Source organism: Candidatus Nanosynbacter sp. TM7-008 (genome assembly GCF_022828245.2).
GTDB lineage: Bacteria > Patescibacteriota > Saccharimonadia > Saccharimonadales > Saccharimonadaceae > Nanosynbacter.
This window is the reverse complement of record NZ_CP157587.1, coordinates 11,329-38,077: the sequence shown is the minus strand read 5'-3', so window position 1 is coordinate 38,077 and position 26,749 is coordinate 11,329. Positions and strand designations below refer to the sequence as shown.

Genomic DNA, 26,749 nt, shown 5'->3' with positions numbered 1-26,749 from the left:
ATTAACTAAGTTCCGCTTTCAATTTTTCAATCAACTGAACTGGACCAGGATTGACTCCATTAAGAATAGCTGTGTAAATACTAGCCGCGTCAGCCAGCACCAAACCCCACAGTAATTGTTCCATAAGCGTCTTTCCTCGAAGTTCCAGTACGTGCGCCTTTGGTCGCTTGCCACTTAACAGTCGATCACTCAGCTCCATTCGTTCGCGGATTCTGTCCCGCTCCAAATTGCTACGAATATCAAAAACCGTAAACGGCTTCTCTACAGGATGAGACGACCAGCCGATAAACTCGTTATGATTAAATTCTGGATATTGATTCGAGAATGCCAAATTCTTCGCTGATTCATTCCAGCTAATTTTCCACTTATACGCCAGCGGCCAAGTCAATTCACCGCCAAAAATAACCAACGTCTTGCCAATTGTTAATTTCGCAATCTGCTTCGCCAAATTATCAGCTTCTGGCGTTTTGGCTGTCCAATTAGATATCTCGCCCGCCAACCAATCAGCACTATTTTTCACCTGATCGTACAAATCATTATCAATCACCCAAAAATGTTGCAATAGTTTCAATAATCCTCGCAGATGATAAACCGTCGACATCCGTGGCTGCGCGCCAGCTGGAACTTGAGCGTAAGTTATGTTGTCATTCTTTGCTCGCTCAATCAACGCTCCACCAGTCGACATAGCTGCCAAACACGCCTTCTTCTCCAGTGCTTGCTGATAGCAGCTCAGAGTTTCCTCGGTATTACCCGAATGACTAACCGCGATAACCAACGTTTCCTCGCTCACGAACCCCGGCAAATCATAGCCCTTCACCACTTCAAGCGGAATATGCAACCAGCCCGCGGTCAAAACTCGAACCATATCAGCCGCTAAAGCCGAACCGCCCATTCCCGCGATCACAATATTCTTAAAATCTCGACGCTGATTCGCACCTTCGTGGATCAACACTTCATATCGAGCTTGCTCTGGAATATTCAAAACGCCGCTTAAAACGTCGCCTGGATCATATTGTTTTATCACATTCATATCATCTAACATCTTGCGCTCCTTAATTAACTCATGTTATAGTGTAACATATATAAGCTTAAACAATTTAATATATAAGGTGGGTTATAATGGATTCTCAAGCTAATCAATCATTCAGTGACGACCAAGAACTGGCTAAGGTATTAGCTGGCGTGTCACAAGATACAGACAATAATTTACAATTCGAAGAAACAAATGCTACAGCTTCACCTGTAATTAATCCTGCAACCATATCACCAGATCCTATTGCTACAGATTCAGACGACAGTCAGAAGTCTGTCGAAGCTACAGTAGAATCTACTGCTCCAGAGCCAGTCATGCCAACTCCAACAGTCAGCACACCAGCTGCAGCCGCAGCCTCAGATCCTGCGCTTGATACAATTAAGCAAACTGCCTTGAACGAGTTACGTCCATTAGTCGATAAACTGGACGTTTCTCCAGAAGAAAAGTTTGACACTTATCTATTACTTCTTCGTTCTACGGACGACAAAACTCTGATCGCACCAGCACACGACGCTGCCGTAGCTATTGTTGACGAAGCTCGCCGCGCACAGGCTCTACTGGATATCATTAAAGAAATCGACTATTTCTCAAATCCTCGTTAATTCATTCCTCCAAAATAAAATCCCGCCATTTTCGGCGGGATTTTTATTGCTCGGGGCAGATTTACATCATACCCATTCCTGGCATGCCGCCAGGAGCAGCTGCAACTTCAGCCTCTGGGATATCAACCACCAAAGCGCCCATAGTTGCCGCAGTTGACGCAATCGACACTGCATTTTGAACAGCCTCTTTAGTCACACGAGCTGGATCAATAACACCAGCCTTCTTCACGTCAATCAGACCGTCTTCTGGCTTCATAACGTTAACGCCAAATCCAGGTTTGCCAGATTCAACTTGAGCAAGTAGTGCATCAGCATTCAACCCAGCGTTTTTCATAATCTGCAAGAACGGTTGCTTCAGAGCGTCTTTTAGGGTTTGTCGACCGACCGACAAACTATCCGCGCCGCTAACTTTTAGATTGCCAGCCAAATTGACCAAAGTTACGCCGCCACCAGCGACAATTCCCTCAGCCAAAGCCGCCTTAGTAGCCGCCACAGCGTCATCAACGCGGAATTTCTTCTCGTCAATTTCCGTCTCAGTCGCGCCACCAACCTTAATAACCGCAACCTTGCCAGACAATGCCGCAGCGCGCTTGTCGAATTGCTCTTTTTCATACTCACTTGAAGCATTCTCTGAAAGCGACTTAATCTCAGCAATTCGCTCCTTCACGCCTGAAGGTTTGCCCGCGCCTTCGATGATTGTCGTTTCATCCTTACCAACAATCACCTTACGTGCCGATCCCAAAACTTCCAAGCCAGCGTTTCCGAACGTCAATCCGTGATCTTCAGAAATCACAGTCGCGCCAGTCAGCACGGCGATATCACGAAGAACATCTTTACGACGGTCGCCGAAACTTGGCGCCTTAACGGCTACGGTGTTGAATACACCCTTCAGCTTGTTCAAGACCAAAATACTCAACGCCTCGCCTTCAACTTCGTCAGCAATCAAAACCACGTCTTTCTTACCGCTTTGTGCCAATTTTTCCAACATTGGCAAGAATTCCTGCACGCTAGAAATCTTCTTATCGGTAATCAAAATCGCTGGCTTTTCGTACACAGCCTCCTGACGACCTGCGTCAGTAACAAAGAACGGACTCACCCAACCCTTGTCCAAGCTAAAACCTTCGACAACTTCAGCTTCCAGCTCCAAACCTTGACCAGCCTCAACAGTAACCACGCCGTCTTTACCGACTTTCTCGATTACGCCAGCAATCAATTTACCGATTTCCGCATCTCCCGCCGAAATCGTAGCGACTTCAGCCACGCGGTCAGACTTGCCTTCAATCGGCTCAGCCAATTTGTTCAATTCTTTAACAATTTCCGCGCCAGCTTGCTCAATGCCTTTCCTAAGTTCCATCGGATTATGTCCAGCCGCAATCAATCGATTTGCCTCTTTCAAAATCGAATATGTTAGCACTGTTACGGTCGTCGTGCCGTCGCCTGCTTGCTTATTCAAATTCTTAGCGGCCTGCTTGATTAAATCAGCACCGACTTTGTGACCCAGCGTTTCGTCATCGTTTTCTGGCAATTCAATTCCTTCAGCCACAGTTACGCCGTCATGAGTAACCGTTGGACCGCCAAAACCCTTCGCAATCACAACATTGCGACCCTTCGGACCGTAAGTTACCTTAACTGCGTCGTATAGCGATTTAGCTCCGCCAAGCACGCGATTTCGCGCATCGTCATCATAAAAAACTTTTTTTGCCATAATTAAACTCCCCTTTTTATCCAACAACCGTTGCTAAAATATCTTCTTCGCGGACGATCAAATATTCCGTGCCGTCAATTTTCAAATCCGTAGTCGAATATTCCTTATAGACAATCCGATCGCCGACTTTGACGTTCTTCACATCGCCGCCAACTGCTTTAACTTCCGCAACTACTGGCTTTTCTTTAGCGTTATCAGGCAAGTAAATTCCGCTCGCTGTCTGAGTCTTTGCTTCTTCGCGCACCGCTACAACACGGTCGCCAAGAGGCCTAATAGGTGTACTCACGTTATCCTCCATTTCGTTAACAACGTATCTATTGTAACGCACTAATTTAGCACTCGTCAAGTGTGAGTGCTAATTATCTCCTACGCCTCGACTTTCTAGATTTTTTACAACGGTCGTGGTAATATTCACACAGAAGTAGGTAGCGCCACCCGTATTGGATGGGAAAGCGGACCTACTTCTTTTTATGACGACTGTCTTCTTTCCTAGATATTTCTTCAAGTTCTTCCTTATAAAGTGAACGCACCTTTTTAACAGCTTCATCACTCGGCATTAAATTATCTCCATAAGAACCAAAGTCACCCCGTCTATGATCGAAACCAGACCAACTAGCGTGGTATCCCTCATCACGGTCACTATTATTAGCATTCCGCGCAGAGTCTGGCGTTGACTTTATATCAAGACCAATTATATGTTCGCGACCATAATTATCCTTATACTCAACTATAAGATCTATTCCAGCAAGATCATCGTCAATGTCAGTCGTATAAACAGCCCGCACTCCCTTAGTTTTCCTTAAAGCTATTTCGGCAGCGATTTCGTGACGCATACCATTGATCACGTGATCTAAGAATTTATATGCATTTTCAATTTCCTCATCGCTATAGCCAAGGCAATCCATAGCGTTCTGAACGTCCGATATAAGATCTGATTTGCGAGTATATTGCCCTTCGCTAATTATGTCTCGTACAACCTTATTAAAAGCTACAACTGTCTCTTTTTCTCTTATCTTATTATTGCGCTCATAAAATACCCCATTTCTATAAGATTCAAGTTTTTCTTCCGCGCAAATCCAATAAGGCATCCTTTGTATCAACTCTAGTATTTTATATTCCGGTGCTTTATCCGTGTCACCTTTCTCTTTTAAAATATCATCCGCCACGCCCGACGCGACATATCTATCCACTAATCGATATGAACTTTCCGGATTAAACTCTCTGGTTGCAGCTCGCCCTATTCCTAATACAATTTCACGCAGTCTTTCTTGATATTTGGAAGATTCAACAATCTCCCAAGCAATCTCAGCTACTCCTGATCCTCTAGCAATCTCCATACAATAGTTGATATAATACCATAAAATCATTAAAAATGCAACCTCAAACCCTTCTCCCTACTATTCCTCAATCTGTTATAATAACTCCATGCAATTATTCAAACATCTCTTAGAAACAATTCTCGGATCTTATGTAAAAAAATATCTTAAATCTCATCCTGACACCAGACTAATTGCCGTAGTCGGTAGCGTTGGTAAAACTAGCGTAAAATCAGCAACCGCCACTGTTCTATCAGAAAAATTCACCGTGCGCCATAGTCGTGGCAATTTGAACACAACCTTAAGTGCGCCGCTGGAAATCTTAGGCGTAGACGGGCCAAAAAACGCCAAATCTCCCCTAGCCTGGCTAAAAGTCTTCTTCGCAGCACACGCCAGCATAAAAAACCCCGAATCGCCAGATATAATTATTCAAGAATGTGGCATTGATTGCCCTGGTGAAATGGCTACTTTTATGCGCTACATTCAACCCGACATTGCCATAATTACCTCTGTTGCACCTGAACATATGGAGTTTTTCAAAAATATGGATACGGTAGCTCATGAGGAATTGTCAATTAGTCAAGTCGCTAAAAAAACCATCTTCAACCTTCACGATATCAATGAAAAATATCATAATCTCATAGTTGGAAATCGCGTGAGTTACGGCGACGAATCCGCTGATGTTTTCCTGGAAATTAAAAAGACTACAGACACTGGCTGTATTGTCAATCTGAAACATTCCGAAGAAACCTCTCAGGACATCAATATTTCTATATTAGGCAAACACAACATCCGCTCAATCACTGGCGCGGCGGCGGCGGGATTGGCTTGCGGAATGAATATTGAAGAAGTTGCGGCGGCTTTAACAAAAATCAAACCGGTTTCAGGAAGAATGAATATTTTACGCGGCATACGCGGCTGTACGTTGCTGGACGATACTTATAACGCCAGCCCTATTGCCATGGAAAATTCGCTAAAAACACTCTATTCCATCTCTGCTAATCATAAAATTGCCGTATTGGGCGATATGAATGAACTGGGCGAGACATCCGAATCGGAGCATAAAAAAATCGGCGAAATTTGCGACCCTAAACAGTTAGAATTGCTCATCACTGTTGGCAAAATGTCAAAAAAACACCTCGCACCAATTGCTGAAAAAAATGGCTGTAAAGTAATTTCTTTTGACACGGCGCTTGAAGCTGGAAAATTCCTGAAAAATAGCGACATTAAAGATACAACAATTCTATTCAAAGGCTCGCAGGGCGGCATTTACCTTGAAGACGCCGTGAAAGAACTATTACTCAACCCAAGCGATGCAGAAAAATTAGTTCGTCAATCACAAAGCTGGAAACAGATTAAAGCGAAATTTTACGACTCTTTTTCTCAATCTCAGAAATAATTTCCTGAACGACCTTCTTGTCGTTCCACGGAATTCGCTTGCCATTTACAATTCGGTACTGCTCATGACCCATGCCAGTAATCAGAATCGTATCGCCACGAACAGCCGACTTCAAAGCCTGATAAATCGCCTGTTTCCGATCAGCAATTTCCGTCATCTTATGAGCCTTTTTCGTTCGCTCAATTCCCTGACGAATCATTGCCCGAATTTCATCTGGATTTTCGTTATAGCTTTCCTCGTCAGTTAGGAAAATCCTATCCGCCAAATTAGCCGCCAGTTCGCCCATAATCGGACGCTTTGTCTTATCCCTGTCGCCACACGCACCAAACACCAAAGTTAATCGCCCCTTGGTAATTTTATGAGTGGTTTTTAGCAATTTTTCCAGCGCGTCTGGCGTGTGCGCATAATCCACAATAATATCAATTCCAAGCTTATTATCTACTCGCTCGAATCGTCCAGGGATCGCCTCCAAATTCGCCACGCCCTCTTGAATATCTTCCAACTTTATTCCCAACAAATACGCCAACGACACCGCAGCCGACATATTCATCACGTTAAATTCGCCAGGCAAATTAGTCGCCAGCTCCAAATGAGTTTGATGATCAATCAGTAAACTCGCCTCTGTTCCCTTTTTATACAACTTAACGTGCGTTAGGTGAGCTTCAGCTTCCGGATTCGTTCCGTAAGTCATTTTCTCACCAGAAGCCGTAAACTTATCAAAGTATTCAAACCACTCGTCATCACGATTCAGTACGATATATTTCGGCTTTTTCTCAAACAATTTAGCCTTAGCTGCCGCGTAAGCTTCCATCGTTTTGTGATAATCCAAATGGTCTTGAGTTAAATTAGTCATCACCGCCGCCTCAATTGGCGCGCCGTCAAATTTATGCTGCGACAGAGCGTGACTTGTTGCCTCTAAAATCACATATTCCACGCCTTCACGCTGAGCCGTCTGGAAAAAGCTAAACAGTCTTGCCACGGTCGGAACTGTCGCATTCAAATCATTTATCTTTTCCTTGCCAGCAATTTCAATCACCGCCGTCGTAAATAATGCAGTCTTAAAGCCAGCCTCTTTCAAGATCTCATTGATATAACAAGCGGTCGTAGTTTTCCCGTTCGTCCCTGTTACTGCAATAATTCTCAAGCCACGAGCTGGATTGCCATATCTCAGGCTAATCATCTTCGTGCGCGCAACTCTATAGGCGTTTTCGGTTTTTTCCAAAGCTCCTTGAGGTAGCGTTTTTCTAGCAATTTTTACCAACTCGTTTTTCATAATACCCATTTTACCACTTATATTTGCTATAATAAAAACAAATGAGGATTTTGGGAATCGAATCCAGTTGCGACGAAACAGCGGCGTCAATAGTTGAAGATGGCGAACGCTTGCTTTCAAATGTCGTCAATTCTCAAATTGACATTCACGCAGAATACGGCGGAGTTATTCCAGAAATTGCCGCGCGTAGTCATTTGGAAGTTGTAAATCCCGTCATTAAAAAAGCTTTATCTGACGCAAATTGCACTTGGGATGATATTGACGCCATCGCCGTTACTTACGCGCCAGGACTTATTGGCTCGCTATTAATCGGCACTCTCGCCGCCAGAACTCTCGCTATTATCCATAATAAGCCGCTCTTTAAGATTCATCACGTAGAAGCTCACGTGTACGCCAATTTTATCAATAAGCAATCTGACAATCTATCTCTAACATTGCCGAAACAACAGCCGTCATTCCCTATGCTTTCGTTGATCGTTTCAGGCGGACATTCACAACTTGTCCTATTTAAAAATCACGGTGATTATCAACTTATCGGACAGACTCAAGACGACGCGGTTGGCGAAGCGTTTGATAAAGTCGCTAAAATCATCGGTTTGCCATATCCTGGCGGCCCAGCTATTGCTAAAGCTGCTGAGCTTGGTGATCCACACGCGTTTCACTTGCCTATTGCCAAACTATCCGGCGAATACGATTTTTCCTTCTCTGGGCTTAAGACAGCTGTTCTGAGAGCCGTTCAGCACGAAGTCGGTAAAGACTTCACTTTTCCCTCTCATGAGCTTCCAGCGCTCGTAGATGACGAATTACGACGTAATATGGCAGCTAGTTTCCAGTATACAGCCATAAAAACTCTCGTAAATAAAACCAAAAAGGCGTTTGACAATTTCCAGCCAGCCTCCGTGGTAATCGCTGGCGGAGTTGCAGCTAATCAAGAGTTGCGCCGTCAATTACGCGAAGCTTTGCCAATTGACATCGAATACGCCCCTATCCAACTCTGTACAGATAACGCCGCGATGATTGCCACTCTCGGTTATTTCAGATCTCAAATTGACGAGCCTACAGATCCATACGATTTAGAAGTTCAGCCAAGTTTATCAATGACAGCAATATAGCGTTGTGAGGATTACAACATGAATCAACATTTTCTACAATCATCAGCCTGGGAAAAATTCCAACAATCGCTCGGTCGAAAAGTCTTTCACAACAGAGGTGAAGGATGGGAATATTTCGCAATATTAGAGCACGGCACGGGCAATTCTCGCCTATATTGCCCTTTTGGCCCAACCGCCACTAACGAAGAAGTATTACGATTGGCACTAAAAGACCTAGCAGAGCTCGGCAAAAAACTTGGTGTTACCTTCCTTAGAGTCGGACCAATTAAACCCACCTTTTCTAAGGTGTTATCTGATGAGCGTTGGAAGAAAGCCACTTACGTCCATTTGCAGCCAGAACATACACATGTTATCAACCTCCAGCAGCCAGAGGAAGAAATTATAGCAAGCATGGCGCAACCTGTACGGAATTGTTATAGGAATTATCATAAAAAAGGCGTAACGGTTCATCAATCTCAAAACCCGGACGATATTAAATATTTCCTAGAATTGATACATGAAGTTGCCAAACGGACTGGTATGTCGCCGCACCCAGATTCATATTTTCATAAGCAAGCTGGTTCCCTGCTGCCATCAAAAGATGCTTCTTTTTGGTACGCAACATATGATAATAAAGTAATTGCTACTGCCCTGTTTTTCGACTCAAAAACAACTCGAATTTACGCGCATGCAGCAGCGAATTCTACACCAGAGTATCGCAAGCTTAACGCTGGAACTGCCCTGCTCACCGAAGCGATAATCGATGCAAAACATCGTCAAATGGAGAAAGTCGATTTATACGGAATTGCGCCTGAAAACGCACCAAAAAATCACCCATGGGCTGGCTTTACGAAGTTCAAGCGATCGTTCGGCGGTGAAGATATCCATTCTGGGTCAACTTGGGAACTTCCCCTAAAGCCACTTCAATATTGGCTATATCGAGCATATCAAACGATTAGAAAATAACCTTATTTCATCCATCACACCACATAAATTTGTGGTATAATTAAGACGTAATATAAACATGTGGAGAAATTAGAGGATTACATAAATAAGGGCTTTTGCACGTGAAAAGCTACTTTGTTTTCTTTTGTCTTTTTTCACATGAAAAAACCATGGAATAACTTATGCAGCTAGCTAAACAATACATACCAAACGATTACGAACCAAACATTTACGCCCTATGGGAAACCAGTAATGCATTAGAGCCAACAGGGGTAGGCAAGCCATATTCAATCATTATGCCGCCACCTAACGCGAACGGTAATCTGCATATCGGACACGCACTCGATATGAATCTGAAGGACATTCTGATTCGCTATCACCGAATGAAGGGTGACGACGCCGTATTTATTCCAGGCGCCGACCACGCTGGGTTTGAAACTTGGGTTGTGTATGAAAGAGAATTGACGAAGCAAGGGAAGAGTCGCTTCGATTTTTCACGTGACCAATTGTATAGTCAAGTTTGGAATTTTGTACAAGAAAAACGCGGCAATATGGAGCTGCAGTTGCGCGCGTTAGGTGTTAGTGCATCATGGAAGCATTTGACATTCACTCTGGACGACAAAGTCATCAACACCGTATACGATACATTTAAGAAAATGTGGGATGACAATTTAGTTTACAGGGGTGAGAGGATTGTTAATTACTGTACCAAGCACCAAACCAGCTTTGCCGACATCGAGGTAGAACATAAGAATGAGAAAGGGAAGTTGTGGAAAATAGCTTACCCGACATTAGATAAAATTGGCGAGATTATCGTAGCTACTACGCGCCCAGAAACTATGCTTGGTGACGTTGCTGTAGCGGTTCATCCAGACGATGAGCGATACAAAAAATTGATTGGAACTCGCATTTTGCTGCCGATTGTCGACAAGGAAATTCCTATCATCGCGGACGAATATGTCGACATGAGCTACGGCACCGGTGCGGTTAAGATTACGCCAGCACACGACCCGAACGACTTTGAAATTGCGAAACGCCACGATTTGCCTATAGAGTCAATCATCAGTCCAGAAGGGAAGATGATAAACGTGCCAGCGCAGTTCTTAGGATTAACGCCAATAGAAGCTCGCGCTCGAGTTTTGGAAGCACTGGAAGCACTGGAGCTACGCCGTGGTGAAACTGAAATTGAACACGCCGTTGGACATTGCTATAAGTGTGGCAGCGTAATTGAGCCAATGATTAAAGAGCAGTGGTTTATTAAAACACAATCACTCGCACAGCCAGCAATTGACGCGCTTAAAAAAGAAGAAATTACTTTTTATCCAGCATCCAAGCGCAAAGAACTCATCGCATATCTTGAGCAATTGAAAGACTGGAATATTTCACGACAGATTCCATGGGGAATACCAATTCCTGCGTTTGTAAATGAAAACGACCCTAAGGATTGGATATTCGACACTCGCACCAACGAGCAGAGTATTGTTGTAAATGGTACAACATATATCAGGGAAGAGGATACCTTTGATACTTGGTTCTCATCTGGTCAATGGCCATACATCGTAACAGATTACTTAACTGGCGGCGATTTAGCCAATTATTTCCCAACCGACATGATGGAAACTGGTATGGATATTATGCGCGCATGGGTTTCCCGAATGATCATGCTTAGTCTATACCGAACAGGGAAGTTACCGTTCAAAGAAGTTTATCTACACGGAATGGTTAACGACGAACACAATCAAAAAATGTCCAAGTCTAAGGGTAACGTCATTAATCCAATGGAATTGGTTGCGGAATTCGGATCTGACGCCACACGCATGGGAGTTATTTCTGGGCGAGCGCCCGCTCAAAGCCAAGCCTTCAACAAGGGATCAGTCATTGCGGCACGTAATTTCTGTAATAAATTATGGAATATTGCCAGGTTTGTCGAGGCGCAAATTGGCGATAATCACCAAATTGTCGACTTAGAGCCACAAACTCCAGCTGACCACTGGATTATTCGCCAATTGAACGACGCCGCCAACAACATTGCCGTTAGAATAGAACAATATCGCTTCTCAGAGGCATCAGAAACTGTTTACCACACTATTTGGGATGACGTGGCTGACTGGTACATTGAATCATCTAAAACCGCTATCAATCGTCCGTTGTTATCTTGGGTTTTGGCAACTTCTTTGAAAATCGCTCATCCATTTGCGCCGTTTGTTACGGAAACAATTTGGCAAACGCTTAATTACACCGACGGCATTTTGATGCGTGAAGCTTGGCCAACTCCAGAGAAGTTTGATCCGATTGCCGCTGAGCAATTCGAGCAACTTAAGCTTCTGGTTGCTGAAGGTCGCTGGGTGATTGCTGAACTGCCAGGAAATAAGAAATATCGCTTGTTATACGGCAACGACAGTCTTATCGCTGACAATCAAGACACAATTAAGCATCTCATGCGGCTTGAGGCAATTGAGCACACAGATCAGCCGCGTGGACTGAGATTGGCGGCGGCAAACAGGGAAGCGTGGCTAGATATTGATAGCGAAACTCTGTACCAACATCAGGAAAATTTGGAAATGCGCCTAGCCGAAGCACGTCAGAAATTGGCGGGATTAAAGAAGCGCCTGGAAAATCCGACTTACGTTGAGAAGGCGCCAGCTCACCTTGTCGAGGAAACTCACGAGCAATTAGCCGAGCAAGAAAAAATCATTACTCGGCTTGTTTCAGAACTGGAAGTGATTAGCTTAAAATAGCCTAGCTCACACCTTCAAAGTCAAGGTGATATCCGTCAAAAGTATGTTGACCACGGGCGGCATATTTTTGGCGTAATCGCTTCTTGTCGTTATTTCGAGGCGTAGTTCGCGGTCGCACTGAACCTTCTTTCAGCACATTTGACAATTGAGCGTGTTCTGGATGAGTATGGGGCTTTGTTTCTGGCATTTTTATTTCATCCTCAACGCCACTCTGAACGCTATATGTTTTCCAAGATGACAAAAACGCTTTATCGACGTTGGTGTCGTGCAGCAGCACACCAAACGCTACATTCAAACTGATAAACATAGTTGTAACGGTGAAAAACTGTTGTACTAAATTCATTTTTATTCTTTCTTTTTGTATCTATTTTTAGAATACTGATTACAATGTTAGCATAAGCTTTGTTTTTTGTCAAGTATATTTCCCAGCATAGAAATAGTCATCCTGAACTTTACAGAGAAAATGTTTAGTATAATGGAGTTTATGGGATACCTAATTTCTATTAAGGTCGCACTAATCCTTTTCCCAATCTTGGCTTTTCTTATCACATTACCGTATATGATTGCGAACTATCGAAAATACGGCTCCGTCAATAAGCTGCGGACTTTGATTTTCTATTCCTTTATTCTGTATTTATTAACCGTATATTTCTTAGTTATTTTACCGTTACCAAATCCAGAATCCGTTCACACGACTTACGCAGAAAATCTGAATTTAATTCCGTTTTCATTCGTCGCAGATTTTATAAAGAACAGTCCACTAGTATTAACAGATAGCTCAACTTGGATTACGGCGATAAAACATCCCACTTTTTACGTTCCTGCTTTCAACGTTTTAATGCTCATTCCGTTCGGAATTTACCTGCGCTACTATTTCAAATGTCGCCTTAAAAAGACGTTGTTATTGACAGCTATTTTAAGTTTATTCTTTGAGTTAACTCAACTGTCTGGACTTTATTTCATCTATTCAGGACCTTACCGATTAGCCGATGTCGATGATATCATCCAGAACACGATAGGCGGATGCGTCGGTTACTTTCTGGGCTGGTTTGCGACGTGGCTACTTCCGTCCAGGGAGGAAATAGATGAAAAATCCCTTGAGGCGGGTTCGCGAGTTTCTGCAGTCCGCGTTAGTTTATCTCTAATAATCGACGCTGTTATCATCCGTATTCCTTACACCTTATCAAAAACCCAACTTCCGTTTTCGCTATTTTTAGCCCTCTATTTTAGCCTAATTCCTCTACTAAACGGTAAAACTTTTGGTAGCGCATTATTAAAGTTTGGGCTAACATTTGAAAATAAAAAATGGATTCGCACAATTTTCAGAGGAATCTTACTCACGATATATTTTTGCATCATTCCCGCAGGCTTGTTTTACCTCGCGGATGAATTTAATAAGGAAGCGGATTCGCTATTGTTTCTCTGTCTGCTCGCAATTGCATTCTTAGCATTCATATTATTCGTATTAATTACAATTGTCGTAGCGTTATTTAACCGACGTTTTATGTTTGATCGTCTATCTGACACAAGTTACGAAAGTACGATTCAAGTCAAACAAGAGAAATAAAAAAATAGGAGACCCGTATGAATCTCCTATTTTTCAAATTCAATAGTACTATCTTGGCGGAAGGGGAGGGATTCGAACCCTCGGTACGTTTTACCGCACGCCGGTTTTCAAGACCGGTACCTTCAACCACTCGGTCACCCTTCCGTACTATCTCTGAATTTTGGCGGAGGAGGGGGGATTCGAACCCCCGCTACAGATCTCTCCATACTAACGATTTAGCAAACCGTCCCCTTCAGCCACTTGGGTACTCCTCCAAATTCACTATTTAGTGTACCATAGAAGTGTAATTATTAACAGCTTTATTGCAAATAGGATATAATAGAATTATGGTAAAAGGATATATTTCTAAAATTATAACAGGATTACTTACAATCGGATTCGGCGTAGCTTTGGTGACGGCTCCAGTTTCCGCATTAGGTGAGGGCGGTGCGCCAGCCGGAATTAACGCAGCACGCGGCGATAATACGCCAGCCAACTTAGCTAATGGTGATTCATCAATCGTAAGGCGAGCCATCAACATTATGCTATTCGGTGTCGGCGTCTTAAGCGTCGTTATGCTAATCTTCGGCGGTTTCCGCTATGTAATATCTGGCGGTAAAAAAGAATCCGTCACAAACGCCAAAAACACAATTTTATATGCAATCATCGGTCTACTAATCGCAGTCTTTGCTTACGCCATAATCAACTTCATCCTTGGCGCAGCTTTAAGCGGCGGATCAACCACTAACGTTTAATTGTTCACTAATTCTCATCGTGATATACTAACGTCATGAACGATAGTCCAGAAAACCAAGACTTTGAAACGCCATCACCCGACAGGCTTGATTTAACCGAGCCAATAGCCTGGAACGCGCCAGAAGGCGTGCAGGTTCAACGCGGTAAATTGTGGTACGTGTTTTTTGTCATTGTGTTGATAGGTTTAATGGCTTTAGCAATTTTAGTGTTTAAGAACTGGACTTTCGCAGTTTTACTACCAATTATGGCTGTAGCCTTGTTTGTATTATCGAACAAAACCCCACAAGTAATAAACTACGCGATTAGCCCCAAAGGCATTTATATCGCCGACGTTTTACACGATTTTAGCGAATTTCGTGCATTTGGATTAATTCACGAAAACAACCAACATTCGATTCTATTATTGCCAGTAAAACGATTTTCGCCAGGTTTAACTATTTACTTTTCCGAAGCAGAGGGCGAGAGAATTGTCGATATGCTCGGAGCGCGCCTACCAATGCAAGAAATTAAGCCAGACGCCTTAGAGAAATTTATTCGGCTGATAAAGCTATAGCTTGATTGACTATATTTTATGTGGTAGAATACAAAAGTTCAATGCTTTATAGCAATGAAGGTACCTTATATTTTTGTTATAGCCAATCGTTTTTTTCGAAAGGCTGTATGCACCCGTAGCTCAGCTGGATAGAGCGCTGGCTTGCGGAGCCAGAGGTCGTAAGTTCGAATCTTGCCGGGTGTACCAATTAACCTAAGGAGGGGTATGAATTTTATTAAGTACGTAAAATATTCAGGATTAGGAATTGTTGCAATCTGTTCAACTGCTATAGCAATTTTAGCTGGCGCAGAGTTCTTTGAATTGATAACTTGGAATGAAGCCAGTAAGTGGATGGTTAAGTTTTGTCAATTAGGCGGCGTCGGTCTAGCGCTATGTATCGTCTGGAGTATTATCGGCACTATAATAGCCAAAGACTCAAAGAAAACTGATAAAAAATAATTTCCCGAATTAGTTAGATACGGAGAGGTGCAGGAGTGGTTGAACTGGCCGCTCTCGAAAAGCGGTATGGGGCAACTCATCGAGGGTTCGAATCCCTCTCTCTCCGCCATAGATATTATGAAAATCACCATTATAACAATCGGAAAAAAGAATGAAGCCTGGGTTCAGCCAGGCATTTTTCGTTTTTTAGAGCGTCTACGAGCACCTTTTGCTGCGGAAATGATTATTCTACCGCATTCAAGCTTTGAAGGCGACAGAGCGCGCCAGGAAGAGTCTGAGCGTATTTTTTCACGCATCAATTCGGACGACTTCGTTATTTTGCTCGATGAGCGCGGAAAAAACTTATCATCGCCGGAATTATCTGACCTAATAACCAAACATATCGACAAGCATATTGTCTTCATCATCGGTGGCGCTTACGGAGTTACCAGCGACTTGCGTCAAAAATCCAACGTCGTCTGGTCATTATCAAACTTAGTATTTCCACACCAATTAGTTCGTCTTATTTTAGCTGAGCAATTATACCGCGCCCAAGAAATCCATCGCGGCAGTCATTATCATCATTCATAATTTCGGACGCCCGTGTCTGGCAATAACTGCAATTTCCACGTGTTTGGCGCCATTTTTTCTCAAACATTCCGCCGCCGCCAACACAGTTGAGCCAGTCGTAAAAATATCGTCAATAATGATATATCGCTTATTTTTATCAACTTTACCCACGATTTCAAAAAAATCCTTTGCTTGACGTTTTCTCTGGGCGGAAGACTTCGTAAAGTGCTGAGTTACGTTATTTCTGCGCCGGAGCAGAGAACAGCACTCTATTTTTCTACGTCGAGATAATTTAATAGCAATTTTTCGGATATGGTCAAATCCACGACGCCGAATATTCTTAGAAATCGTAGGAATTGGTACGATTACTGTATCTGACGGCAATTCAGGCAGAGCTTCGTCTAAGAACTCACTTAGCAATCCAGCCGCCGCCTGAACACGGTTAAACTTATAATCATCAATTATTTTTGCAACAACACCTGTACGTCGCGAAAAACACCAAATCATATCACAGGGGAGCTTATGTTTCTTACATAAGCTGCCATTTTCCAATAAATCGCCACATAGAACACACATATCGTACTTCCGGCTCATGATGTATTTTTTACAATCCAAGCATAAAATACCACCCGTTTTACCGCACTTATAACAGTGGTGAGGAGCGATGATTGATAATAGCGTGTCAAACATTGTAATTTTTACGTTTTAAGTCTTTCTCTGTTGATTATAACGCACATTACAGTTATACTAATAAAGACTTTGTCAATGAGCCTATTATAAAAGTGGAGGAAATTATGGCCCGAAAGCAAGATGATACATTACTAACAGAACAGGAATTGGCTGCGGCGTTTATTGACGATGATAACGACGATCTGCTACCTGGTTTTAACGACAACAACAGTAGGAGTAATAGCACGCCAGCAACACGATCCGATGACAACTGGGAAGATGAGGCTGATGATGCAATGGGTCAATTGGCTGTTGACGTTTTTGAGACAGAAAACAACCTAGTCATCAAAGCTCGTACTGCCGGCGTAGATCGAAATGACCTAGACGTAAGTATTTCTGACGGCATCTTAACAATTAGCGGCACACTGTCTAGCGGTGACGAAGCGGATGTTCGCCAATGGCACATCCAAGAATGCTACTGGGGCGAATTCAGTCGTACATTAGCATTACCAACCGCTGTAAATGAAGAAGGCGTTAAGGCAGAATTAAAAGATGGCGTTTTGACAATTACTTTCGAAAAGATAAAGCAAGAAAAAGCAAAGAAGATTCAAGTTCTATAAAAAACCATTTCACAGAAATTACCGTCACAAGTTGGCGGTATTTTTTTAGCCACAAAAAAAGAACCTCATCAGCGAGGCTCTTTTTTACTGGTAGGGTGGATTAACCCTTAAACTTATCGATAACCATATTGACGATTGCGTATGCCAAAATAGCGATCACCAAACCGACAATTGCGTACAAAACTGTATTCTTAGCGGCTGTAACCTTATTACTATCACCAGCTGAAGTAGTGTAGCGGATACCACCCCAGATAAGCATAATAACACTCAATGCACCAACGGCAAACAAGAATATATTTACAAATTGCTTAACCAAAGTTTGAGGATCTGAAGCGGTTTCACTCACACCTTCTCCTCTTGCACTGCTTACACCATTAGTTAAGGTAAAATCACTTTCAGCGCTTGCAGCTGGAGCTACAGCCAAAGCAACAGTTGGTACTACCAGTAGTCCCGCCAAGATTAATTTTAATTTATTCATTGTTATTTTCTCCTTGTTTAATGATATTACTATTATACATTTTTATCTGTTATTTGCAAAACTAATTAGTCTTTACCTCAATTCCGAATTGTCTCAAAATCATCTTAACTATAACCCATGCAAGAACAGCTACAATTAAGCCAACTATCGAATAGGTGAGAGCAGTTTGAGCAGACTTCGTTTTTGCGGCATCTCCAGCTGAGGTGATATAGCGAAATCCGCTAAAGATAATCATAGCAACAGATAAAATACCCACAGCCCACAGTAGAAAATTAATCAATATACTTATTAATCCACCTTCACCTGCAATGCTTTTATTTTTCATATCCGCCGTAGTAGCAGTTGTTATACCTTTCTTTACGACGCTATTAGCAGCTTGCGCGGAAACGTTTGTCGGAAGAGAAGCTACTGATATGGCTGAAAATCCAAACACCGAACAAACTACAATTAACGCCGATAATATCATTTTTTTCATTTTTACTCCTTATCATGATTACTAGATTCATCATGTTTGACGGGCTTATTAAACCCATCAAACACAAAATTGACAATCGCCGAAGCAAATACAGAGACTATTAAGCCAACGACAGCATATAAAATAGTACTCCTAGCTTTTGCAGCCTTCTGAGCATCACCACTGGAAAGCGCAAATAAAATACCACCAATAACTATCATAATAATCGAGATAGCACCGACAGCCATAAGTAGAACTTCAACGATAGTTTTTATAATACCATTCACCTGACCTTCGCCGCTATCTTTATTTTGACAATAGACAGAGTTGTCGCTTCCATTTTCCTTTGAGCAAATATTAATACCGTTAGCTGCAGACACCACTGGATTAAACACTCCAAGTAGCCCAATAATTAGTATTCCAGCCGTCAGGATTTTTGTAAAAATCTTCATTTTAAACCTTTCCTATAATATAACCTGTTATAGCAATCGCGTTAGCAATAATTACCAAACCGATGACTGCATATAGAATAGTATTCTTTGCGCTGGCAGTCTTAGCTGGATCACCAGAGGACAGGGAATAGTTTATTCCAGCAATAATAACAATAATAACGGCTACGACACCAGCCACCCAAAATGCCAAATTAACAAACTTCATAATATCTACACCATTATCCTTCGGCACACCAAGACTATCAGCACTCCCCAACAATCCAGCAAAAAATTCCATATATCTCATTTTATACTCCTATATTTGATGATATAAAGTTAACCAACGCAACAGAAGCTAAGGCAATAACCAAACCAATCGCGGCACTCATAATAGTCTTTCGTCCATGAGCTGCCTTGTCTGGAGCACCGTTACTGGTCATCATCAAGAAACCACCGTATATAATATATCCAACGGTCGTATAACCAATAAGTTGCAGCAAATCATCAACGATATTAAGCGCGATTTTCCAGATAAAATTTGCCTGCGAGTCAGCGTCCGAACCCGGATCTTTAATAGAACAGTCACCTTTCGTCAATCCGTCATACCACGGCTTCAATGTTAAAATCTTTCCTTTTTTATCACATTCATTAACTTTACTTTCAGCAAAAGAAGTATCCGGGAAAGTCATACTCACCCCAAACGACCCTATAATCATTAAAGATATCGCTATTATAATCTTCTTCATTAATCAAAAACTCCTCCTGGAATAATAAAGTTAGTAATTGCCACCATGAATGCAAACATTATTATCCCAATGACAGTATTGGTCCAGACTTCGCGTGCTTTTTTTATCTTATCAGGACTACCCTCAGAAGTGGTATATAAGAATGCGCCATATATAACAGCACCAACCGCCGCGACCAAAACTCCAGCGGTTAAGATTTTAATAACTTGTTTGATTATGTTGATAATTGCCGTGCTACCCTCGCCTTCACAAGAAATAACAGAGGTTTCCGCGCCACCACAACTGCCGGCAGCTAGAGCTATTCTGGGTATAAAAACACTTCCTGCGATTACTGTTGCGATAAATATACTAATTACAATATTTCTTTTTGTCATAAAATTTTCTCTTATACCTAAATTGTAAAATAGTCAAGCGAAAAAAGCAAACATTTTCCTTGAAAATACAGAAGTTATCTGATAATATAAGGGATATTGATATGCGCTCGTAGTGAAGTTGGCCTATCACGCCTCCCTGTCACGGAGGAGATCGCCGGTTCGAATCCGGTCGAGCGCGCCACAGATATTTTCACCCTGATAGGGTGTTTTTTTTATTGAAAATATGTCATTTTTATTGCATTTCTGTACAATTTATGTTATTATATAGCCAATTGGACTGGAAGGTCTAAGAAGTTTTTATAATAAAATATCTGACAATGTCAGAGGAAGGATCCCAAGCGTTATGATTCGAAATCGTGAACAATTTAACCCAAGTGATTCAGAGACACAACTTTCAACTTCACTTAAAGAAAAGGCCTTAAAGGGCATCGCTACAATGGCGACACTGCTGACTGCAGTAGCTCCGTTGTCAGCGTGCGGTGAGACTCACAGTAAGCCAACTCCAGATACAACAACATCCACAGCGCAGGAAACGCAGAATCCAACATCAACTTTAAGCCCAACCCCATCTCCTGAAGCCAGCACAACTAAGACTGAGAAAGACATACCTCAAGAAATAATCGACAAATATAAAGACATAGATCTATCTGATATCAGAGGTCTTTTAGAAAAAGAAAAAAGTGGTGAAGAAGTTAGCTATAACGAATGGCAAGCTGATCTTATTGATCTTGTAAATAAGACTACGCCAGATGAAAACGCTAAAGTTGTCACCGACGAGAACGGACTAATAAAAACTACTCACGATAACCTTGCTAAAGATATGAACTCCGCCACTCTAAATAGTATCTACCTTATGTTGTATACAGGAGCAATATATAAAGATAGTCAACTTCATAGCTATCCATTATCAGCAAAGGATGCGGAAACACTTAAAAAACACGTACTAAACACGACAACTGGTCAAGCTAACAGTCTTCTTTCAGCTTTACTAGAACCTGGAAAAGACAACTATGCTCCTTTATTTAATATTACACCATCAAACCTCATATTAACCGTAAAATTTACAAGCAGTGGTAAAAAAGACGGGGCGTATACTACTTACGTGTTCGACCCTTCTTATAAAACAAACAAATGCTCTGTTGCGGGTAATATTGCTGACTGCAAAACGGAAGGTTATCCGCGTAGAGGGGTTGATACACCTGAAACCCAGATGGTTGTTAATGTAGAACATGCCAACAGCAAGGGTGAACTGACCTCTACTGATGTAGTAGCTAGGGCATTTACTGACGGCGCCCTCTCAGAAGATGTTAATGATTTAAATAAGCCGGGCTTTGAACCTGCAAATAAAGTTTGGTATAGTAATAGATTCAGTTCCGGTGATGAAGAGATATTCGCAACTGCCACATTAGGAGGATTCTCAAAATTAACTAAAGAGTCCTTCGACAAAGAATTTCTAATCCAAAATGGTAAGATTGTAGCGCCAAGTGATATACCTGGAATAGATAAACCAGAAAATTAATCCTTGCATAAACACCTTCATATGTGATTAAATGAAGGTGTTTATGTTTAATGGGAAGCAGGTGGTTAAAAAGGTGGGGCGACTCAAGAAGCCTATTATAATTTTATGTGCGTTTGCGCTCTTTATATTACCTATAGCAAATATTTTATCAGCCCATCCCGCGTTAGCTTCAAAAGACCCGAGCAGATTTGGCGGTCTATCAAAGAATGACCAATATAATTTCTACGTATACGCCTCTGTTATAGCTGCGTGTTTCAATAACAGCGACTCACGCGTACACAAAGATGTCGACGACCAGATGCTGACTAAGAATGAAATGTTTAGAAATACCGTGTGGGTTTATGCGGGCACATATCCAAACGTGAAAAGCTTTACTGAAGGAGCAATAAACTGCGGAGACACAGAATTTCAACAGGAAGTCTTTAATCTTTTTGGGACTTCGCCAAACGAATTAATGTGTTATATGGGTTATCCCAAGAATGGCCTAAAAGGAAAAAATGATACCGAGGCAAAGCATGAAGAATGTGCTGCCTTAGGATTAACTAACGATTTCACCTATGATAAAATGCCCGATAAAGGTAGTGAGAATTTCTTAAATGCTCTTAAGACATTAACTGGATACGATCACACTAAAGCAGAAAAAGATGCTTACATAAAATATAGAAAATATTCAGACTGGATTAAGGGTTGTGTGGATGGTGAAGCAACCAGCAAGTCTGACAACACATGGAAGGTTTCTGTCGTCAACACAGACACTAAAAAGGTTGATACGATATACAAACCAAAAGGCAAATCTGAACACATGTATAGCGGCTATGAGAATAAACATTACTACAAACCTGAATTTTCATGCAAATCAATTGAAAGTGAACTGGCAATTGCAGCTAAAAGATATTTAACTGCTCTAAAAGCAAATGCAGTAGATACTGCCTGCGCAGGACTGGCGGGTGAAAAGCTTAAAGCCTGTAAAGACGGCGCAAGCCATAAGAGTGATTCTGCATACTGCGAAACAACCTATGAGAACACCGAAGATATAAACGCCTGTAAACAAGGTCAGTCTGCCAAAATTGAAGCCCCAGAAGAAGAGGAAGGTGGCGAACCAAAAAACTCCTGCGGTATTGATGGCGGTTTAGGTTGGCTAATCTGCCCCGTAATGACATTCGTAGCTAATATTAATGACGCAGCCTACGGTTCTATTTCTGGATTTTTAGACATAAAGCCAGCTATACTCTCCAGTGGAGATAATTCTGGAGCAAAGCAAGGTTGGGATTTTTTCCGCAATATAGCCAACGCCATATTCGCCGTAATATTCTTATGGATTATATTTTCTCAAATCTCTAATGTTGGCGTTAGTAATTATGGAATTAAGAAAATCCTGCCTCGCTTAATAATAGGAGCTTTACTAGTTAATTTATCTTATTATCTTTGTCAGATTTTTGTAGACTTATCTAATATATTAGGGCATACATTAAAAGACGCCTTAGAATCTGGAGCGGGAGAGATAGGTACTGAATCTGAAGCTGCCGGATGGATTAGTTCTACTGCCGCTGCCCTAGTGGGTGTTGGCGGAGTAGCTGCATTTGCCGCCTTAGCTATTGGAATCCCCACTCTTGCTGCTGGATTCTTGGCGATTATGACAGTATTTATTATTCTAGTAGTTAGACAAGCAGGTATCATACTATTAATATCCATGTCTCCTATAGCCTTCGCGGCGTGGCTACTGCCAAATACAGAAGACTTATTTAAAAAATGGATGAAAATGTTCCGGGGACTGCTATTAGTATTTCCTATAATATCTTTGTTGTACGGGGCAGGAAAATTAGCTGGTGCAGTATTGGCGTCAAGTGCAACAGTTGATCCGAATAATCCAGACGAGACTCTGCAGCTAGTTGCTTTAGCAGCCACTACTATGCCGCTCATTGCCACACCTTTCGTATTGCAAAACTCCTTAAGTTCACTGGGTAGTATCGGGGCAAAGATAGGGAAACTTAGTAGTGCCGCAAATGGTAACTTAAAGAATGCTGTAATGAATAAATCCAGAATTAGCGATGTTAAAAATGCTTGGAAATCTCGATCTGCTAGAAAGCTAGCAGAAAGAAGATCCGGCAATACCTGGTACGGACGAACCGCAAGTAATCTCAGAGATAGCAGCTCATGGCTTAAAAAAGGTGCTGGAATCGCAATGAATCCTGCAGCAGCACTTGATAATAAATGGGTTGGTAAAAAGATAGGTCTTGGAGATGGAGCAAGTGCAGCACAAGAAGCCTACGATAAAGCCGCTATGGAAAAGGCTGAACGAGCGCTAACGTATCAATACGGTGGAGATGCGGCAGCGGCTCTAAAAGACAAAAATGCCGACAAGTACATCAGGATTGCAGCCGTTAACCAACTTAAGGGTCAGGGAACCTACGGTGCGGATAAAATAGCAGAATATCTAGGTGCCGGAGGAAAGGTGGACAGTGTCAGTATGGCTAAATCACTCACCGATATGAAAGGATCTCATGCGGGTGTTGCCGAAGCCGGGACTGAAGCACTCAAAGCTCTTCAGGAAAAAGATGGACCATCAGAAATTAAGTTCAGCTCGGATCGATTTAACAGTCTCACTGCTTCAGGTGTAAGCAAATTATCAAATAAAGACATCGCTGGACAAAGTGCCAACGCCATCCAAAACAGCAATATTACCGCTGATCAAGCTACTGAAATATTAAGTGACGACATGTTGTACTCTTCCGCTAATAATGCCGTGAAGTCTGCCCTAATGGCAAAAGGAGGAGAGCGAATTATTCCGCAAACTCCTCAAGATAATCAGAATGACCAGCAGAATAATAGTAGTTCTGGGGGATAATTATTCCTACTGCAGAAGATGTAAGAAAGGCATTAGAGGATTATAGACGACGAGGCAACTAGACGCATGCTTCATATGCTCTCTTGACTTTTTCCATCAAAAATGCTAATATAACCTCAGATGGAGTGGTTAATCTCACGTAAGCAACCTCTCATTGTGACGTTGCGATGGTTTGTATTGCTGATAGCAGGGATGCTGGTGGGCATTTTTCTTAATACCTTAACACACTCGACTTCTGTTCATGCTGTAGATGCAGAATGGAGCGGTCATAATTTAACCTATAATAAAGAAAAATATACAAAAATAAGTGATGATAAAAAGATCAAACAATTTAATCTACCTGATAATTCGCTTGTTTATGTTAATGAAGATAAGAATAAAAAAGAAACTAAAGTCATTTACTTCCCGTCAAGCGAAATATCTTCACTAAGTTCCGCAACTTACGCAGTTTATTCATTTACGCCACCAAACACCTACGAGCAAACCAGCACTTCAACTATTTCAATTGAATCTCCCTCGGAAAATTCAACCAGTACTTCCTGTGATGTACAGGGGATAGGGTGGATTATCTGTCCAGTTTCCAACTGGCTGGCTGATGGCATAGATTATATGTACAGCGCGCTTCAGGAGTTCTTAAAAACTAAGCCGTTAGAAACAACCAACCAAAACAGTGGAATTTATCTGGCGTGGGTCATTATGCGCAACATCAGCAATGTGGCGTTTATTGTGGCGTTTTTGGTGATTATCTACTCACAATTGACCTCCGTAGGAATTAGCAATTACGGCGTTAAAAAAATGCTCCCTAGGTTAGTAATTGCGGCGGTGTTGGTTAACTTATCATTCACGTTTTGTGCTGTATTGCTGGATTTATCAAACGTAACTGGCTACGCCTTCCAGGACGCTTTCATGGGGATTAAAAATACCATATCCACTGTAGGAGAAAATACGGGCGTAGGTTGGACATGGTCGGAAGTTATTATGATGATATTGTCCAACGGGGCTTTAGCTGGCGGGGTAGTCGCAACAGTAGCCATGGGCGCAGAATTGCTACCGTTGGCGCTATCAGCATTAGTGGGAATAGGTCTAGTACTTCTCTTAGTACTTCTAATTATGGCAGCACGTCAAGCTTTAATTGTAATCTTAATTATCATTTCACCTTTAGCCTTCGTTTGCTATTTACTTCCTGGTACAGAAAAATGGTTTAAGAAATGGCGAGACTTATTCTTCACGATGTTAGTGTTCTTCCCAGCATTCGCTGTAATATTCGGTGGGGCGCAATTGGCTGGAATAATAATTATCCAAAACGCCACTGGAGCAAATGGTGGAATAATGCAAATCTTAGGAATGGTAGTTCAAGTTATACCATTAGCCTTAACACCTATAATTCTGAAACTTAGCGGAGGAGTATTAGGCAAATTCGCTGGGTTTGTTAATGACAAGAATAAAGGCTGGTACGACAAGTCCAAAAACTGGGCTAAAGATCGTCGTGAGATCACTAAAAACAAGAAGTTGGCTAATGCCAATATGACGCGATTCAACCCAAATCGTTTACGCCGCCGAATGGATCATAATAGTAGATTGCGTAAAAAGGATCTGGAAACTTCACAGAAAAATGCCGAGAATTCATTTAGGAATACAGCCAAATATAAGAAGTCGGACTTATATGCCAGACAGGCTGCCAGGCGCTCAGATTTCTTATCTGCACAAGATGATAATCGCTACCTCGAATCTACGCTGGGTCACGCATCAGATGATATATACGAGAAAAGACCAGCTTACGATCGCGCTCTACGAGCCGTGATACCTACCTATGCAACTCGACAAGATTTGAAAGCTCATCAGCAGCAAACTGCATTCATGAATGACATTAAAGACCTAGAAACCGAAATTGCAACTGCAGGTCTGATTAAGAATAATGCTCAACGTCAGCAGCATAGTGAATTTGCAGAACAATTGATAAACAGCAAGGAACTTCAAGAGAAGGCTGGCGGCAACGTATTCAAAGATGCAAATGGCAATTTGATTGGTGCAAATGCAGCCTTAGCTTCAGCCATAGCAACCAGCCGTAGCGAATATGCCAAGTCTGTTGATGAAGCTCATCAGATTATGAAGCATTATAAGCTGAGCGCTGGGCAAAGACAAAAGATAGCTTTAGGCAATTCCGTGACGCTTTCAGATGGAACAGTACTGGATAGTAATAACATATTTGTACGTGAAGCCGCAATTGAGGAGCAGATTAAATACGGTACCGCAGCAGAAGTCGCCGAGCTTCTTAGCGAATTACCGCCAGAATTCTATTCTTCTGCAGCTTCAGCGCTAGCGGAATCTGGCGTAAGGAATAAGGCGTCCTTTATGGGAGGTAAGCTCATCGATGATATGCTGAAGGGCGATATTAATAACAGGGGAGACCTCATGAATCACTTCGCCGAATGGCTAGAGGGTGGTAAGTACAGGCCTGAAACCTTAGCGTCTACGGATGCTGATGCCGTTAAGTTGTTGATAGAAGCTGTAAATACTACATCTGTTATTACTAATAAGAAACGTCAAGATCTTAAGAAAGTTATCAACACAATTCTTACTGACAGGAGGTTGTCAGCTAATGCAACTGACGCAGCTAAAGAGCAATTTGAAATTTTCCGCAACATGCTATAATCTCCATATTTTGATAT

27 protein-coding genes and 5 tRNA genes are annotated in these 26,749 nt (G+C 42.0%); 17 read left to right on the top strand and 15 right to left on the bottom strand.

What is annotated here, in order from left to right; genetic code table 11:
* Position 1 precedes the first annotated feature (1 nt).
* Positions 2-1,042, bottom strand: coding sequence for a bifunctional phosphoglucose/phosphomannose isomerase (locus LRM48_RS00200; RefSeq protein WP_243812110.1), 1,041 nt, complete (start codon positions 1,040-1,042; stop codon positions 2-4).
* A gap of 77 nt (positions 1,043-1,119) precedes the next feature.
* Here LRM48_RS00200 and LRM48_RS00195 point away from each other — a divergent pair, with 77 nt between their 5' ends.
* Positions 1,120-1,635, top strand: a complete 516-nt coding sequence (locus tag LRM48_RS00195; protein WP_243812111.1) for a hypothetical protein — start codon at positions 1,120-1,122, stop codon at positions 1,633-1,635.
* Positions 1,636-1,696: 61 nt separating this feature from the next.
* Here the strand turns inward: LRM48_RS00195 and groL are convergent, their stop codons facing one another.
* From groL to LRM48_RS00180, 3 genes are all read right to left on the bottom strand, one after another.
* Positions 1,697-3,340, bottom strand: coding sequence for a chaperonin GroEL (gene groL / locus LRM48_RS00190; protein WP_243812112.1), 1,644 nt, complete (start codon positions 3,338-3,340; stop codon positions 1,697-1,699).
* Between the two features lie 16 nt (positions 3,341-3,356).
* Positions 3,357-3,626, bottom strand: a complete 270-nt coding sequence (locus tag LRM48_RS00185; protein WP_243812113.1) for a co-chaperone GroES — start codon at positions 3,624-3,626, stop codon at positions 3,357-3,359.
* 172 nt (positions 3,627-3,798) lie between these two features.
* A complete protein-coding gene (locus LRM48_RS00180; protein ID WP_243812114.1) occupies positions 3,799-4,677 on the bottom strand; it encodes a hypothetical protein in 879 nt (292 codons plus the stop codon).
* 88 nt (positions 4,678-4,765) lie between these two features.
* Here LRM48_RS00180 and LRM48_RS00175 point away from each other — a divergent pair, with 88 nt between their 5' ends.
* Positions 4,766-6,055: a Mur ligase family protein gene (locus LRM48_RS00175; protein ID WP_243812115.1), complete on the top strand. Its 1,290-nt coding sequence runs from the start codon at positions 4,766-4,768 to the stop codon at positions 6,053-6,055.
* Here LRM48_RS00175 and LRM48_RS00170 read toward each other — a convergent pair.
* Positions 6,012-7,328 carry a UDP-N-acetylmuramoyl-L-alanyl-D-glutamate--2,6-diaminopimelate ligase gene (locus LRM48_RS00170; protein ID WP_243812116.1) on the bottom strand — a complete coding sequence of 439 codons (1,317 nt, stop codon included), beginning with the start codon at positions 7,326-7,328 and terminating at the stop codon, positions 6,012-6,014. The two genes, LRM48_RS00175 and LRM48_RS00170, sit on opposite strands and share 44 nt — an antisense overlap.
* A 41-nt stretch (positions 7,329-7,369) precedes the next feature.
* On the opposite strand from LRM48_RS00170, the gene tsaD reads away from it, so the two are divergent.
* From tsaD to LRM48_RS00155, 3 genes are all read left to right on the top strand, one after another.
* Positions 7,370-8,440 carry a tRNA (adenosine(37)-N6)-threonylcarbamoyltransferase complex transferase subunit TsaD gene (tsaD, locus tag LRM48_RS00165; protein WP_243812117.1) on the top strand — a complete coding sequence of 357 codons (1,071 nt, stop codon included), beginning with the start codon at positions 7,370-7,372 and terminating at the stop codon, positions 8,438-8,440.
* An 18-nt stretch (positions 8,441-8,458) separates the two neighbouring features.
* Positions 8,459-9,385: a lipid II:glycine glycyltransferase FemX gene (locus LRM48_RS00160; protein ID WP_243812118.1), complete on the top strand. Its 927-nt coding sequence runs from the start codon at positions 8,459-8,461 to the stop codon at positions 9,383-9,385.
* A 161-nt stretch (positions 9,386-9,546) separates the two neighbouring features.
* The gene (locus LRM48_RS00155; RefSeq protein WP_243812119.1) at positions 9,547-12,102 is read left to right on the top strand and encodes a valine--tRNA ligase; all 2,556 of its coding nucleotides are present in this window, start codon (positions 9,547-9,549) and stop codon (positions 12,100-12,102) included.
* A 1-nt stretch (position 12,103) separates the two neighbouring features.
* On the opposite strand, the gene LRM48_RS00150 is transcribed toward LRM48_RS00155, so the two are convergent.
* Complete coding sequence (locus LRM48_RS00150; protein ID WP_243812120.1) at positions 12,104-12,445, bottom strand: hypothetical protein; 342 nt, start codon at positions 12,443-12,445, stop codon at positions 12,104-12,106.
* Between the two features lie 141 nt (positions 12,446-12,586).
* Here LRM48_RS00150 and LRM48_RS00145 point away from each other — a divergent pair, with 141 nt between their 5' ends.
* Positions 12,587-13,669, top strand: coding sequence for a VanZ family protein (locus LRM48_RS00145; protein ID WP_426303683.1), 1,083 nt, complete (start codon positions 12,587-12,589; stop codon positions 13,667-13,669).
* Between the two features lie 54 nt (positions 13,670-13,723).
* On the opposite strand, the gene LRM48_RS00140 is transcribed toward LRM48_RS00145, so the two are convergent.
* Together LRM48_RS00140 and LRM48_RS00135 are read right to left on the bottom strand one after the other, a co-directional pair.
* A tRNA-Ser gene (locus tag LRM48_RS00140) sits at positions 13,724-13,813 on the bottom strand.
* A gap of 17 nt (positions 13,814-13,830) precedes the next feature.
* Positions 13,831-13,923 (bottom strand) — tRNA-Ser (locus tag LRM48_RS00135).
* 72 nt (positions 13,924-13,995) lie between these two features.
* Here LRM48_RS00135 and LRM48_RS00130 point away from each other — a divergent pair.
* The 6 genes from LRM48_RS00130 (at position 13,996) to LRM48_RS00105 (ending at position 15,965) form a co-directional block, all read left to right on the top strand.
* Positions 13,996-14,403 (top strand): hypothetical protein, encoded by a 408-nt coding sequence (locus LRM48_RS00130; RefSeq protein ID WP_129744374.1) that lies wholly within the window; start codon positions 13,996-13,998, stop codon positions 14,401-14,403.
* A gap of 35 nt (positions 14,404-14,438) precedes the next feature.
* Positions 14,439-14,957: a hypothetical protein gene (locus tag LRM48_RS00125; RefSeq protein ID WP_232736231.1), complete on the top strand. Its 519-nt coding sequence runs from the start codon at positions 14,439-14,441 to the stop codon at positions 14,955-14,957.
* Between the two features lie 109 nt (positions 14,958-15,066).
* Positions 15,067-15,143, top strand: a tRNA-Arg gene (locus LRM48_RS00120).
* An 18-nt stretch (positions 15,144-15,161) separates the two neighbouring features.
* A complete protein-coding gene (locus LRM48_RS00115; RefSeq protein WP_129744376.1) occupies positions 15,162-15,395 on the top strand; it encodes a hypothetical protein in 234 nt (77 codons plus the stop codon).
* Positions 15,396-15,416: 21 nt separating this feature from the next.
* A tRNA-Ser gene (locus tag LRM48_RS00110) sits at positions 15,417-15,504 on the top strand.
* Between the two features lie 8 nt (positions 15,505-15,512).
* Complete coding sequence (locus tag LRM48_RS00105; RefSeq protein ID WP_243812122.1) at positions 15,513-15,965, top strand: 23S rRNA (pseudouridine(1915)-N(3))-methyltransferase RlmH; 453 nt, start codon at positions 15,513-15,515, stop codon at positions 15,963-15,965.
* On the opposite strand, the gene LRM48_RS00100 is transcribed toward LRM48_RS00105, so the two are convergent.
* Positions 15,960-16,634, bottom strand: coding sequence for a ComF family protein (locus tag LRM48_RS00100; protein ID WP_426303682.1), 675 nt, complete (start codon positions 16,632-16,634; stop codon positions 15,960-15,962). The genes LRM48_RS00105 and LRM48_RS00100 overlap by 6 nt on opposite strands.
* A gap of 104 nt (positions 16,635-16,738) precedes the next feature.
* Between LRM48_RS00100 and LRM48_RS00095 the strand changes: the two genes are divergently transcribed.
* Positions 16,739-17,233, top strand: coding sequence for an Hsp20/alpha crystallin family protein (locus LRM48_RS00095; protein WP_243812124.1), 495 nt, complete (start codon positions 16,739-16,741; stop codon positions 17,231-17,233).
* Between the two features lie 100 nt (positions 17,234-17,333).
* On the opposite strand, the gene LRM48_RS00090 is transcribed toward LRM48_RS00095, so the two are convergent.
* The 6 genes from LRM48_RS00090 to LRM48_RS00065 form a co-directional block, all read right to left on the bottom strand.
* A complete protein-coding gene (locus LRM48_RS00090; protein WP_129744378.1) occupies positions 17,334-17,711 on the bottom strand; it encodes a pilin in 378 nt (125 codons plus the stop codon).
* Between the two features lie 61 nt (positions 17,712-17,772).
* Positions 17,773-18,186: a hypothetical protein gene (locus LRM48_RS00085; protein ID WP_243812125.1), complete on the bottom strand. Its 414-nt coding sequence runs from the start codon at positions 18,184-18,186 to the stop codon at positions 17,773-17,775.
* A gap of 2 nt (positions 18,187-18,188) precedes the next feature.
* On the bottom strand, positions 18,189-18,617 hold the full coding sequence (locus tag LRM48_RS00080) for a pilin (protein WP_243812126.1): 429 nt from the start codon (positions 18,615-18,617) through the stop codon (positions 18,189-18,191).
* Position 18,618: 1 nt separating this feature from the next.
* A complete protein-coding gene (locus LRM48_RS00075; protein WP_243812127.1) occupies positions 18,619-18,894 on the bottom strand; it encodes a hypothetical protein in 276 nt (91 codons plus the stop codon).
* 10 nt (positions 18,895-18,904) lie between these two features.
* Positions 18,905-19,342, bottom strand: coding sequence for a pilin (locus LRM48_RS00070; protein WP_243812128.1), 438 nt, complete (start codon positions 19,340-19,342; stop codon positions 18,905-18,907).
* Entirely contained in the window at positions 19,342-19,716 is a 375-nt protein-coding gene (locus LRM48_RS00065; protein ID WP_243812129.1) for a hypothetical protein, read from the bottom strand. The genes LRM48_RS00070 and LRM48_RS00065 overlap by 1 nt, the downstream gene beginning before the upstream one ends.
* A 103-nt stretch (positions 19,717-19,819) precedes the next feature.
* On the opposite strand from LRM48_RS00065, the gene LRM48_RS00060 reads away from it, so the two are divergent.
* The 4 genes from LRM48_RS00060 to LRM48_RS00045 all read left to right on the top strand — a co-directional run bounded on the left by LRM48_RS00060 (position 19,820) and on the right by LRM48_RS00045 (position 26,732).
* Positions 19,820-19,897 (top strand) — tRNA-Asp (locus tag LRM48_RS00060).
* 162 nt (positions 19,898-20,059) lie between these two features.
* Positions 20,060-21,235 (top strand): hypothetical protein, encoded by a 1,176-nt coding sequence (locus LRM48_RS00055; protein ID WP_243812130.1) that lies wholly within the window; start codon positions 20,060-20,062, stop codon positions 21,233-21,235.
* A 31-nt stretch (positions 21,236-21,266) separates the two neighbouring features.
* The gene (locus LRM48_RS00050) at positions 21,267-24,080 is read left to right on the top strand and encodes a type IV secretion system protein (protein ID WP_243812131.1); all 2,814 of its coding nucleotides are present in this window, start codon (positions 21,267-21,269) and stop codon (positions 24,078-24,080) included.
* A gap of 192 nt (positions 24,081-24,272) precedes the next feature.
* On the top strand, positions 24,273-26,732 hold the full coding sequence (locus tag LRM48_RS00045) for a hypothetical protein (protein ID WP_243812132.1): 2,460 nt from the start codon (positions 24,273-24,275) through the stop codon (positions 26,730-26,732).
* The last annotated feature ends 17 nt before the right edge of the window (positions 26,733-26,749 follow it).

Coding starts and splice junctions, on each gene's coding strand:
- LRM48_RS00105 (WP_243812122.1), top strand. CDS start 15,513: ATGAAAATCACCATTATAACAATCGGAAAAAAGAATGAAGCCTGGGTT.
- LRM48_RS00150 (WP_243812120.1), bottom strand. CDS start 12,445: ATGAATTTAGTACAACAGTTTTTCACCGTTACAACTATGTTTATCAGT.
- LRM48_RS00050 (WP_243812131.1), top strand. CDS start 21,267: ATGAAGGTGTTTATGTTTAATGGGAAGCAGGTGGTTAAAAAGGTGGGG.
- LRM48_RS00155 (WP_243812119.1), top strand. CDS start 9,547: ATGCAGCTAGCTAAACAATACATACCAAACGATTACGAACCAAACATT.
- LRM48_RS00170 (WP_243812116.1), bottom strand. CDS start 7,328: ATGAAAAACGAGTTGGTAAAAATTGCTAGAAAAACGCTACCTCAAGGA.
- LRM48_RS00055 (WP_243812130.1), top strand. CDS start 20,060: ATGATTCGAAATCGTGAACAATTTAACCCAAGTGATTCAGAGACACAA.
- LRM48_RS00095 (WP_243812124.1), top strand. CDS start 16,739: ATGGCCCGAAAGCAAGATGATACATTACTAACAGAACAGGAATTGGCT.
- LRM48_RS00045 (WP_243812132.1), top strand. CDS start 24,273: ATGCTGGTGGGCATTTTTCTTAATACCTTAACACACTCGACTTCTGTT.
- tsaD (WP_243812117.1), top strand. CDS start 7,370: ATGAGGATTTTGGGAATCGAATCCAGTTGCGACGAAACAGCGGCGTCA.
- LRM48_RS00070 (WP_243812128.1), bottom strand. CDS start 19,342: ATGAAGAAGATTATAATAGCGATATCTTTAATGATTATAGGGTCGTTT.
- LRM48_RS00125 (WP_232736231.1), top strand. CDS start 14,439: ATGAACGATAGTCCAGAAAACCAAGACTTTGAAACGCCATCACCCGAC.
- LRM48_RS00175 (WP_243812115.1), top strand. CDS start 4,766: ATGCAATTATTCAAACATCTCTTAGAAACAATTCTCGGATCTTATGTA.
- LRM48_RS00160 (WP_243812118.1), top strand. CDS start 8,459: ATGAATCAACATTTTCTACAATCATCAGCCTGGGAAAAATTCCAACAA.
- LRM48_RS00195 (WP_243812111.1), top strand. CDS start 1,120: ATGGATTCTCAAGCTAATCAATCATTCAGTGACGACCAAGAACTGGCT.
- LRM48_RS00075 (WP_243812127.1), bottom strand. CDS start 18,894: ATGGAATTTTTTGCTGGATTGTTGGGGAGTGCTGATAGTCTTGGTGTG.
- LRM48_RS00130 (WP_129744374.1), top strand. CDS start 13,996: ATGGTAAAAGGATATATTTCTAAAATTATAACAGGATTACTTACAATC.
- LRM48_RS00090 (WP_129744378.1), bottom strand. CDS start 17,711: ATGAATAAATTAAAATTAATCTTGGCGGGACTACTGGTAGTACCAACT.
- LRM48_RS00145 (WP_426303683.1), top strand. CDS start 12,587: ATGGGATACCTAATTTCTATTAAGGTCGCACTAATCCTTTTCCCAATC.
- LRM48_RS00200 (WP_243812110.1), bottom strand. CDS start 1,042: ATGTTAGATGATATGAATGTGATAAAACAATATGATCCAGGCGACGTT.
- LRM48_RS00100 (WP_426303682.1), bottom strand. CDS start 16,634: ATGTTTGACACGCTATTATCAATCATCGCTCCTCACCACTGTTATAAG.
- LRM48_RS00080 (WP_243812126.1), bottom strand. CDS start 18,617: ATGAAGATTTTTACAAAAATCCTGACGGCTGGAATACTAATTATTGGG.
- groL (WP_243812112.1), bottom strand. CDS start 3,340: ATGGCAAAAAAAGTTTTTTATGATGACGATGCGCGAAATCGCGTGCTT.
- LRM48_RS00085 (WP_243812125.1), bottom strand. CDS start 18,186: ATGAAAAAAATGATATTATCGGCGTTAATTGTAGTTTGTTCGGTGTTT.
- LRM48_RS00115 (WP_129744376.1), top strand. CDS start 15,162: ATGAATTTTATTAAGTACGTAAAATATTCAGGATTAGGAATTGTTGCA.
- LRM48_RS00180 (WP_243812114.1), bottom strand. CDS start 4,677: ATGGAGATTGCTAGAGGATCAGGAGTAGCTGAGATTGCTTGGGAGATT.
- LRM48_RS00065 (WP_243812129.1), bottom strand. CDS start 19,716: ATGACAAAAAGAAATATTGTAATTAGTATATTTATCGCAACAGTAATC.